This window comes from Methylobacterium sp. J-092 (assembly GCF_022829325.1).
In the GTDB taxonomy this organism is placed as follows: Bacteria; Pseudomonadota; Alphaproteobacteria; order Rhizobiales; family Beijerinckiaceae; genus Methylobacterium.
Genome location: NZ_JAKSXU010000047.1, coordinates 1 through 8,190, shown reverse-complemented (window position 1 = coordinate 8,190; position 8,190 = coordinate 1). Strand labels below are relative to the sequence as shown.

Below are 8,190 nucleotides of genomic sequence, written 5' to 3'. Positions count from 1 at the left end.
GCCGGCGGCCGGCCGATCACGTGGGCATGGCTGTCGACCGCCCCCGCCGGCACCGCGTAGCGCGTCGGGCCGGCGGGAGGCGGATCGGGGGCGGGGCAATCGCGGATCGGGATCAGGGCGTCCTCTCCGCCGAACTGGACGCAGTCTTTCCCTCCCCCTGAGCGGGGGAGCGTGGGCCGCGCAGCGGGTCGGGAGAGGGGAGCGCGTTGTCCGGAGAGGTCGCTCGCCTCTCCCGACCCTCGCTGACGCGAGGCCCACCCTCCCCCGCAGAGGGGGGAGGGACAAACCCGTCCCCCTACCCGTCGGCGTGCAGCACCTTCCCCCGCGTCTCCGGCAGGGCGAAGGCGGCGAGAAAGAACACGCCGTAGGCGCCCGCGGCGAAGACCGCGATCGCCGAGGCGAGGCCGATCGATTTCGAGAGCTCGCCCACCAGGAACGGGAACAGCGCGCCGAGGCCCCGCCCGAAATTGTAGCAGAAGCCCTGGCCCGAGCCGCGCAGCCGCGTCGGGTAGAGCTCGGTGAGGAAGGCGCCCATCCCCGAGAAGTAGCCCGAGGCGAAGAAGCCGAGCGGGAAGCCCAGCACCCACAGCACCGCGTTCGAGAGCGGCAGCTGGGTGTAGGCGACGATGACCAGGATCGCGCCGATCGAGAAGATCAGGAACAGCGGGCGCCGCCCGAGCCGGTCGGCGAGCCAGGCGCCGACGAGGTAGCCGGCAAACGAGCCCACGATCAGCGCCGAGAGGTAGCCGGTGGAGGAGACGATCGACAGGCCGCGCTCGGTGGTGAGGTAGCGCGGCAGCCAGGTGGTGATGGCGTAGTAGCCGCCCTGGCAGCCGGCGGCGGCGAGCGAGGCCAGGATCGTGGTGCGCAGCAGCGGGCCGGCGAAGATTTCCCAGAGCTTAGGCTCCTCGCCGGCCGCGCGCGCCCTGGCGCGGGTCTCGGCGGCGACCTTCGGCTCCGCGACGTAGCGGCGGAGGTAGAACACCAGCAGCGCCGGCAGCGCGCCGATCGCGAACATCCAGCGCCACGCGCTCTCGGGCGGGAGATAGGAGAACAGCACCGCCTGCGACAGCACCGCCATCCCCCAGCCGATCGCCCAGCCGGACTGCACCGAGCCGACGGCCCGGCCGCGATACTGCGCCCGGATGGTCTCGCCCATCAGCACCGCGCCGGCCGCCCACTCGCCGCCGAAGCCGAGGCCGAGCAGCGCGCGGGCGACGAGCAGCTGCTCGAAGTTCTGCACGAAGGCGCAGACCAGCGAGAAGACCGAGAACCAGAGGATGGTGATCTGCAGCGTCAGCACGCGGCCGATGCGGTCGGCGACGAAGCCGGCGAGCCACCCGCCGAGCGCGGAGGCCAGCAGCGTGACGGTGGCGGCGAGGCCGGCCGTGCCCGGATCGACCCTCCACAGGCTGATGATCGTGCCGATCACCAGCGGGTAGATCATGAAGTCCATGCCGTCGAGCGCCCAGCCGGCGGCGCAGGCCCAGAAGGTGCGCCGCTCGGGCGTGGTCATGCTCCGGTAGAACGCCCCGAGGCTGGCATCCTCGATCGGCACGAGGTCGAGGGGGTTTGGGGCTCCGGGTCCCGACGCCACAGCCATGATCCGGTCCCCTTTCGCCGACCCGGCGATCCTGGCGCGGATCGGAGCGGCAGGACAAGGGCGCCGGCGGCACGGGAGGGGGGAAGGGCGCAGGATTGTCGCGGTGCGCGGGGGCGGCCCTCAGGGACCGGCTCGCCCGCGCTCAGGCGGCGGCGCCGACGTCGAACTCGAAATGGATCCGGTCGTAGGGGAAGGTCACGCCCGCGTCCGACCGGTCGACGACGCCGGCCTCCGCCAGCGTCACCACGTCCCGATGCACCGCCTGGACGTCGCGACCGACCCGCCGGGCGACTTCGCGGATGGCGAGCGGTCCCTGGCCCGCCATCGCCTTGACGATCGCCAGGCGCGACGGCGCGAGGACGCGATGCAACGCATCGTAGCTGGCAAAGTAGATTGTCGGCGCAGCGGCTGCGGCGTGCCCGGCCATGGCATCGGCGGCCGCCTCGAGGAAGCGGGTCCTCGCATCCGCCACGGATCCGATGCCGACCGTCAGAATGCTCATCCCAGGATCCTTCTCATGTCGGCCTCGAAGGCGTCGAAGAGGGCTTCCAGGCTCGTGAAGGCGAACCGGTCCTCCCGCGATCCGATAGGGCGGTGATCGCCCTTGCCGCGCTCGTTGTCGTAGCGAAGCACGCACGCGCCGCTCACGACGAGGGCGAGCCGGTACTTGAAGGCATGCAGGCTGCCCGGGACCGGGGCCGGGACATGCCAGAGCGTCACCTCGAAGAAGGCGGTGTCGCTGAGGACGGTGCGGGATTTCTCGATCAGCACCACCGTCATGATGCCATCCCTTGCGGCCCGGCACGGGTGTTGTCAATGATGACAACACCCGTGCCGGGCCGGTGGCCGATTCGGCCCGTGAGACGTCCTCAGGCCGGCGGGCGGCCGCCGACCAGCACCGGCTCCGGCGCGGTGCGCTCGGGGAACAGCGCCTGCAGGTCGCGCAGCTTCGGCGCGTCGTTGGCGGCGATGTAGGGGTGGCTCGGGTGGCTCGCCATGAAGTCCTGGTGGTAGCCTTCCGCCGGGTAGAAGGTCGCGCCCGGCTCGATCCGCGTGGCGATCGGCTTCGCGTAGGCGTGCGCGGCGTCGAGCTGGGCGATGTAGGCCTCGGCGACCCGCGCCTGCTCCGCGTCGGCGGGGAAGATCGCCGAGCGGTATTGCGGGCCGGAATCCGGGCCCTGGCGGTTCACCTGCGTCGGGTCGAGCGCCACCGAGAAGAAGATCCGCAGCAGCTCGTCGTAGCGGATCACCTTGGGATCGTAGGTGATGCGCACCGCCTCGGCATGGCCGGTGCCACCGGTGCTGACCGCGCTGTAGCGCGCATCCGACGCGTCGCCGCCGGCATAGCCCGACACGGCCCGGCGGACGCCGCGCACGTGCTGGAACACCCCCTGCACGCCCCAGAAGCAGCCGCCGGCGAGCGTCGCGGTGCGCAGGCCGGTCTCCTTCGCGGTCTCCCGGGCGGTCACGGCGGCCTCCGGCAGGCGCCGGCCGGGCTCCTCCGCATGGGCGAGGCCGCGCAGCGAGACCGCACCGGCCATCAGGGCGAGGCCCGCGACCGTCGCGAGCGCGACCCCGCGCAGGCCGGACGCTTTGGGTGTCAGGGACATGTTCTTGGACATGGCGGTCTCCGAGCGAGGGGGCGCGGCGCGCGCGGGGCGGGGGCCGATCCTCATGTACGCGCAGCCGAGGCCATCGGTTACGCGGCATCATGGGCACCGGAGCGCGCCGGGTGCGTCGCGGCGCCCAGCTCAGGCGGCCGGCGCGTCGGCGATCCCACGGAGGCGACGCGAGCCCGTGTCCGGTCGGTTCGGCGGAGGGTTGCCGCCCGGCAGTCCGTGCTGGTCCTTCGGGCGATCAGAAGATATATCACAAACCAAGATAACGTATGGAGTTCTAGCCATGCGCACGACCACGGTCCTGTCGAGCGACGAACTGGCGAGCCTCGCGAGGCTCGGCCAGACCATCCGGCTCGCACGGCTGCGCCGAAACCTCACCCAGGCCGCGTTCGCCGAGCGCATGGGGGTCGGCCGCCCATCCGTGGTCGCGATCGAGAACGGGCGTCCGGGCGTGGCGGTCGGCATCCTGCTCAAGGCGCTGACCGTCCTCGGCTATACCGAACGCCTCGGGGAGATCGTCGCCGCCGATCCGATCGGCGACGACATGGACGCCGTGCTCGGCCGCCGGCGATCGAGGAGGTCTGCCCATGTGGCGGATTTCTGAATCCGGCCGCCTCGACGAGCTCGTCGTCTTCCGATGGGATGCGGCGCGCTACGTCCCCGTCGGCTCGCTACGCTTCGAAGGGGGCGACAGGCGGATCGGCCGCTTCGTCTACGCCAAGTCCGTCCTTCGCTCCGGGACCCCGAGGCCGATCGATCCGATCGGGCTTCCGATCAGCGGCCGGTCGAGGTCGGCTCATCCCGACGAGGTCCACCTCGCCTTTCACGATGCCGGGCCCGACGGCTGGGGCAAGGGCATCCTCGATCGGGCCTTCCCGCATCGACGCCTCGGGATGGCCGAGTATCTTGCCCTGGGCGGAACCACGCGAACGGGGGACCTCGCCTTCGGCCCGACCCCGGACGGTCCCCGGACCTGGGTTCCGGACGAAGCCCCGCTCCTGCACCTGCCCGCCGCGGAGGACGACGTCGCGGCGCTGCTGGCGGCGGCCGAGGCGATCGAGGACGGCCGCAGCGCCTCGCATCACCTGCAGGTGCTCCTCCGCAACAGCGCCGACGTCGGGGGCGCCCGCCCCAAGGCGCGGCTGCGGCACCGCGGGCGCCAGTGGATCGCGAAGTTTCCCGCCTGGGGCGACAGGTTCGACGATCCGCGCGCGGAGGCGGTCTGCCTCGACGTCGCCGAGGCGGCCGGCCTGTCGGTCCCGGCTCGCGAGCTTCTCGATATCGGCGGTCGAAGCGTGCTTCTCGTCGAACGGTTCGACCGCACCTCGGAAGGCGAGCCGATCGCCTATCTGAGTGCGGCCACGCTGCTCAAGGAGCCGAGCTTCGGCTACGGCACCCGGAAGACCTACGTCGACATCGCGGCGGTCGCGGAGTCGATCGGCGTCGCGAACGCGTTTCCGGAGATGTTCCGGCGGCTCCTGGTGAACGCGTGCCTCCACAACACCGACGACCACCTGCGCAACCACGCGTTCCTCGGTGCGGGCGACGGGTGGCGGCTGTCGCCGGTCTTCGACATCGCACCGCATCCGGGCGTGATGCGGCATGTCTGCGCGCCGGCGCCGGGCCTCGGTCCCGAATGGGATGCCGAACGGGCGTTCGCGTCCCATCCGCGGTTCAAGCTGTCGCGCATCGCGGCCGACAGCATTCGCGAGGCGGTCCAGGCGGCGATGCGGCGCGTGCCGGAGTTCATGGCGGCGCGTGGGATGCCGGCCGGGGACCGGACGATGCTCGCCGCGAGTTTCGCCCCGGCCGCACGCGCGTCCTGAAATCGTGCCGGCCCCGGCCGCACGCGGGGCGCAGCCGGACCGACTGGGTGCAGATCCCGTCGGTGCAGGTCACGTCGAGGCAGGCCACGTCGGGGCGGTCGACGGATCGGATCCCGTTTCTCCGCGATTCCGGGCCGTCCCGACTTGTGCAACCCGGACACATCGCCGTGTTCCCACAGCACTCGCCCGCACCGGCATCTTGAACGGCCGCGCGGATGCAGGCAGCCTCGCGCCGATCTTCGATCCGAGGGGCGTGTCCGTGAGCCGAGCCGTCAGCCCTTCGCAGGAGCGTGCGCTTCCGGTCGCCCCGGTGGCGCGAAAGCCCGGGGCGGTGCGGCACGCGGCCGGGCCGGCGCTGACGCTCGGGGCGCTCGGGGTCGTCTACGGCGACATCGGCACCAGCCCGCTCTACGCCTTCAAGGAGGCGGTGAAGGCCGGCATCTCCGGCGGGGCGCCGGTCGCGGCGGCGGCCACCGGCGCGGTCTCGCTGATCCTGTGGGCGCTGATCCTGATCGTCTCGCTGAAATACGCGGTGCTGATCCTGCGCGCCGACAACCGCGGCGAGGGCGGCATCGTCGCGATGCTGGCGCTGCTCGGCGCCCGCCACGCCAAGGCCGGCACCTGGCAGGCGCTGCTGCTGGTGGTCGGGCTCGTCGGCGCGGCGCTTCTCTACGGCGACGGCGCGATCACCCCGGCGATCTCGGTGCTGTCGGCGATCGAGGGCCTGAAGGTCGACGCGCCGGTGCTGAGCCCCTTCGTCGTCCCGCTGACGATCCTGATCCTGATCGGGCTGTTCCTGGTCCAGCGGCAGGGCGTGGCGGTGATCGGCCGGGTGTTCGGCCCGGTGATGCTGGTGTGGTTCTCCGTCCTGGTGCTGCTGGCGATCCCGAGCATCTGGCACGCGCCGCAGATCCTGGCGGCGGTCAACCCGTGGCGGGCGGTCGACTTCCTGGTCCATGCCGGCTGGCACGTCTCGTTCCTGATGCTCGGCGCGGCCTTCCTCGCGGTCACCGGCGGCGAGGCGATGTATGCCGATCTCGGGCATTTCGGGGCGCCGGCGATCCGCACCGCGTGGTTCGGCCTCGTGCTGCCGGCGCTGCTGATCCACTATTGCGGGCAGGGCGCGCTGCTCATCGCCGAGCCGGACGCGATCGAGAACCCGTTCTACCGGCTCGCGCCGGACTGGGCGCACTATCCCCTCGTGGCGCTCGCCACCATGGCCACCGTCATCGCCTCGCAGGCGGTGATCTCGGGGGTGTATTCCCTGACGCAGCAGGCGATCCAGCTCGGCTTCATGCCGGCGATGCGGGTGGTCCACACCGACAAGCACGAGCGCGGGCAGATCTACGTGCCGGCGGTGAACTGGCTCCTGGCGCTCGCCACCCTCGTCGCGGTGGTGCTGTTCGGCTCCTCCGATGCGCTGGCCGGCGCCTACGGCATCGCCGTCTCGGCGCTGATGGGCATCACCACGCTGCTCGCCGCGCTGATCGCGCTGCGCTGGGGCTACGGCCTCGCCGCGGTGCTCGCGGTCAACGGCTTCTTCCTCGCCATCGACCTGGTGTTCCTGGCGGCCAACAGCGCGAAGCTCCTCGAGGGCGGCTGGTTCCCGCTGGTGCTGGCCTTCTCGGTCGCCTTCCTGATGCTGACCTGGATGAAGGGCAACCGGGTGCTGGAGGCGGTGCGCGAGCCGCTGCGGCAGAAGGAGGACGCCTTCCTCGCCCGCCTCGCCTCGCACCCGCCGGTGACGCTGCCCGGCACCGCCGCCTTCCTCTCGGCGGCGAGCGAGGGCATCCCGATGGCGCTCGGGCGCCTGGTCGAGCGCAGCCGCTGCCTGCACGAGCGCATCCTCCTGATCACCGTGATCTACGAGGAGGAGCCGATCGTGCCGGCGTCGCAGCGCGCGGAGGTGACGCTCGTGGCTTCGGGCATCCGCAAGGCGATCTCGAAATACACGCCCGGGATGGAGCGCGTGGTGCTGCATTACGGCTTCATGCAGACGGCCTCGATTCCCGAAGGGCTGCAATGCGCGGTGGCGAGCGGCCTGCTGCCGGCGGAGTTCGTGGAGGATATCACCTACTTCGTCGGCCACGAGGCCATCATCCCGTCGCCGACCAACCCCGGCATGCACAGCTGGCGCGAGGGCCTCTACGCCTTCATGAAGCGCAACGCCGAGCGCACCGGCGCCCATTTCGGGCTGCCGACGCGGCAGGTGGTGGAGGTGGGGACCGAGATCGAGATCTGAGGGGCGCCACCTCGAGCTCGGCCGGAAATGATCCTGGCAATCTCGGCAACACATCTCTGGCGAGTTTCTGCTTGGCGTAGTATCTGGTGGGCAGAGGGTAGTCTCATGGCCTTGTTGAAAGTCGATGTCTCGTACCCGGCCGGCGCACAGTTGCAGCGCCTGCCGAAGGCCGATCAGGCCGCCTTGAAGCGCCTGTTTCATGTCAAAGAAATCACTGACGTGCCGACGACTAGGCGGACCAGCGACGGACGGTTCGTGTCGAATATTGGCAATAGGCGCGTGCTCTGGCGTCAAAGATCTCGCAATGGAGTCGAGATTTTATCTGTCGTCGATAGCTCGTTTGCCCAAAAAGAATGAGCGTATTCGCCTCGATAAAGTTCGATCTTAAAACGGCCGAAACTGAGCTTTCTACCTTCAAGGATTGGCTGGCCGGTGTCACTTTCGTCGGCGAGACGGCGATCGTACAAGAGATCAAAGCCCGTCCGCATATGGCCTGCTTGCTGGCGTCGCTGCTTGGAATGCAGGCACCAGACCTAATCAAGTTCGAACTGTCGCTCAAAGGCATGTTTCGTACCGACTTGGTACTGGGCAATGATGGCCTGCGCACCTTTGGGCTGATCGAGTTCGAGGATGCGATGGACAACAGCATCTTCAAGGGCGGGACAGCGCAATATCGATCCTGGTCGACCCGTATCGAGCACGGCTTCAGCCAAGTTATCGATTGGGCTTGGGTTCGATCCGACCATCCAAACGACTCTGTTCTTAGACCCCGTTTCATAATGGGCAGAACAGCTTAGCTATTGGGTGAGCGGCGAGCATCGCGGGCGTTGGGAGAGTGTCTGACGCTCACCCAGGAACCCCGATGTGGACGCCCGCCGCCCGCGCCGAGCTTGCGCGCGA

General features: G+C 70.0%; 9 protein-coding genes and 1 pseudogene. 5 read left to right on the top strand and 5 right to left on the bottom strand.

The genetic code is table 11. The annotated features are described in order from the left end of the window. The 5 genes and pseudogenes from MKK60_RS03075 to msrA form a co-directional block, all read right to left on the bottom strand. Positions 1-116 (bottom strand): annotated as a pseudogene (locus MKK60_RS03075) (GntR family transcriptional regulator); the annotation flags it as partial. A gap of 179 nt (positions 117-295) precedes the next feature. After that, the gene (locus tag MKK60_RS03070) at positions 296-1,603 is read right to left on the bottom strand and encodes an MFS transporter (RefSeq protein ID WP_147843768.1); all 1,308 of its coding nucleotides are present in this window, start codon (positions 1,601-1,603) and stop codon (positions 296-298) included. A gap of 142 nt (positions 1,604-1,745) precedes the next feature. Next, positions 1,746-2,105, bottom strand: coding sequence for a helix-turn-helix domain-containing protein (locus MKK60_RS03065; protein WP_243938145.1), 360 nt, complete (start codon positions 2,103-2,105; stop codon positions 1,746-1,748). Further along, on the bottom strand, positions 2,102-2,383 hold the full coding sequence (locus MKK60_RS03060; RefSeq protein WP_243983902.1) for a DUF6516 family protein: 282 nt from the start codon (positions 2,381-2,383) through the stop codon (positions 2,102-2,104). The genes MKK60_RS03065 and MKK60_RS03060 overlap by 4 nt, the downstream gene beginning before the upstream one ends. Before the next feature lie 89 nt (positions 2,384-2,472). Continuing rightward, on the bottom strand, positions 2,473-3,213 hold the full coding sequence (gene msrA / locus MKK60_RS03055) for a peptide-methionine (S)-S-oxide reductase MsrA (protein WP_409567357.1): 741 nt from the start codon (positions 3,211-3,213) through the stop codon (positions 2,473-2,475). A gap of 292 nt (positions 3,214-3,505) precedes the next feature. Between msrA and MKK60_RS03050 the strand changes: the two genes are divergently transcribed. The 5 genes from MKK60_RS03050 (at position 3,506) to MKK60_RS03030 (ending at position 8,087) form a co-directional block, all read left to right on the top strand. Then, a complete protein-coding gene (locus MKK60_RS03050) occupies positions 3,506-3,826 on the top strand; it encodes a helix-turn-helix transcriptional regulator (protein WP_147729654.1) in 321 nt (106 codons plus the stop codon). Beyond that, on the top strand, positions 3,810-5,048 hold the full coding sequence (locus MKK60_RS03045) for a type II toxin-antitoxin system HipA family toxin (protein ID WP_243983900.1): 1,239 nt from the start codon (positions 3,810-3,812) through the stop codon (positions 5,046-5,048). Before MKK60_RS03050 ends, MKK60_RS03045 begins: the two co-directional genes overlap by 17 nt. A gap of 310 nt (positions 5,049-5,358) precedes the next feature. Then, on the top strand, positions 5,359-7,290 hold the full coding sequence (locus MKK60_RS03040; RefSeq protein ID WP_147843773.1) for a potassium transporter Kup: 1,932 nt from the start codon (positions 5,359-5,361) through the stop codon (positions 7,288-7,290). Positions 7,291-7,395: 105 nt separating this feature from the next. Further along, the gene (locus tag MKK60_RS03035) at positions 7,396-7,647 is read left to right on the top strand and encodes a hypothetical protein (protein WP_243983899.1); all 252 of its coding nucleotides are present in this window, start codon (positions 7,396-7,398) and stop codon (positions 7,645-7,647) included. Continuing rightward, on the top strand, positions 7,644-8,087 hold the full coding sequence (locus tag MKK60_RS03030; protein WP_243983898.1) for a Shedu anti-phage system protein SduA domain-containing protein: 444 nt from the start codon (positions 7,644-7,646) through the stop codon (positions 8,085-8,087). The genes MKK60_RS03035 and MKK60_RS03030 overlap by 4 nt, the downstream gene beginning before the upstream one ends. The last annotated feature ends 103 nt before the right edge of the window (positions 8,088-8,190 follow it).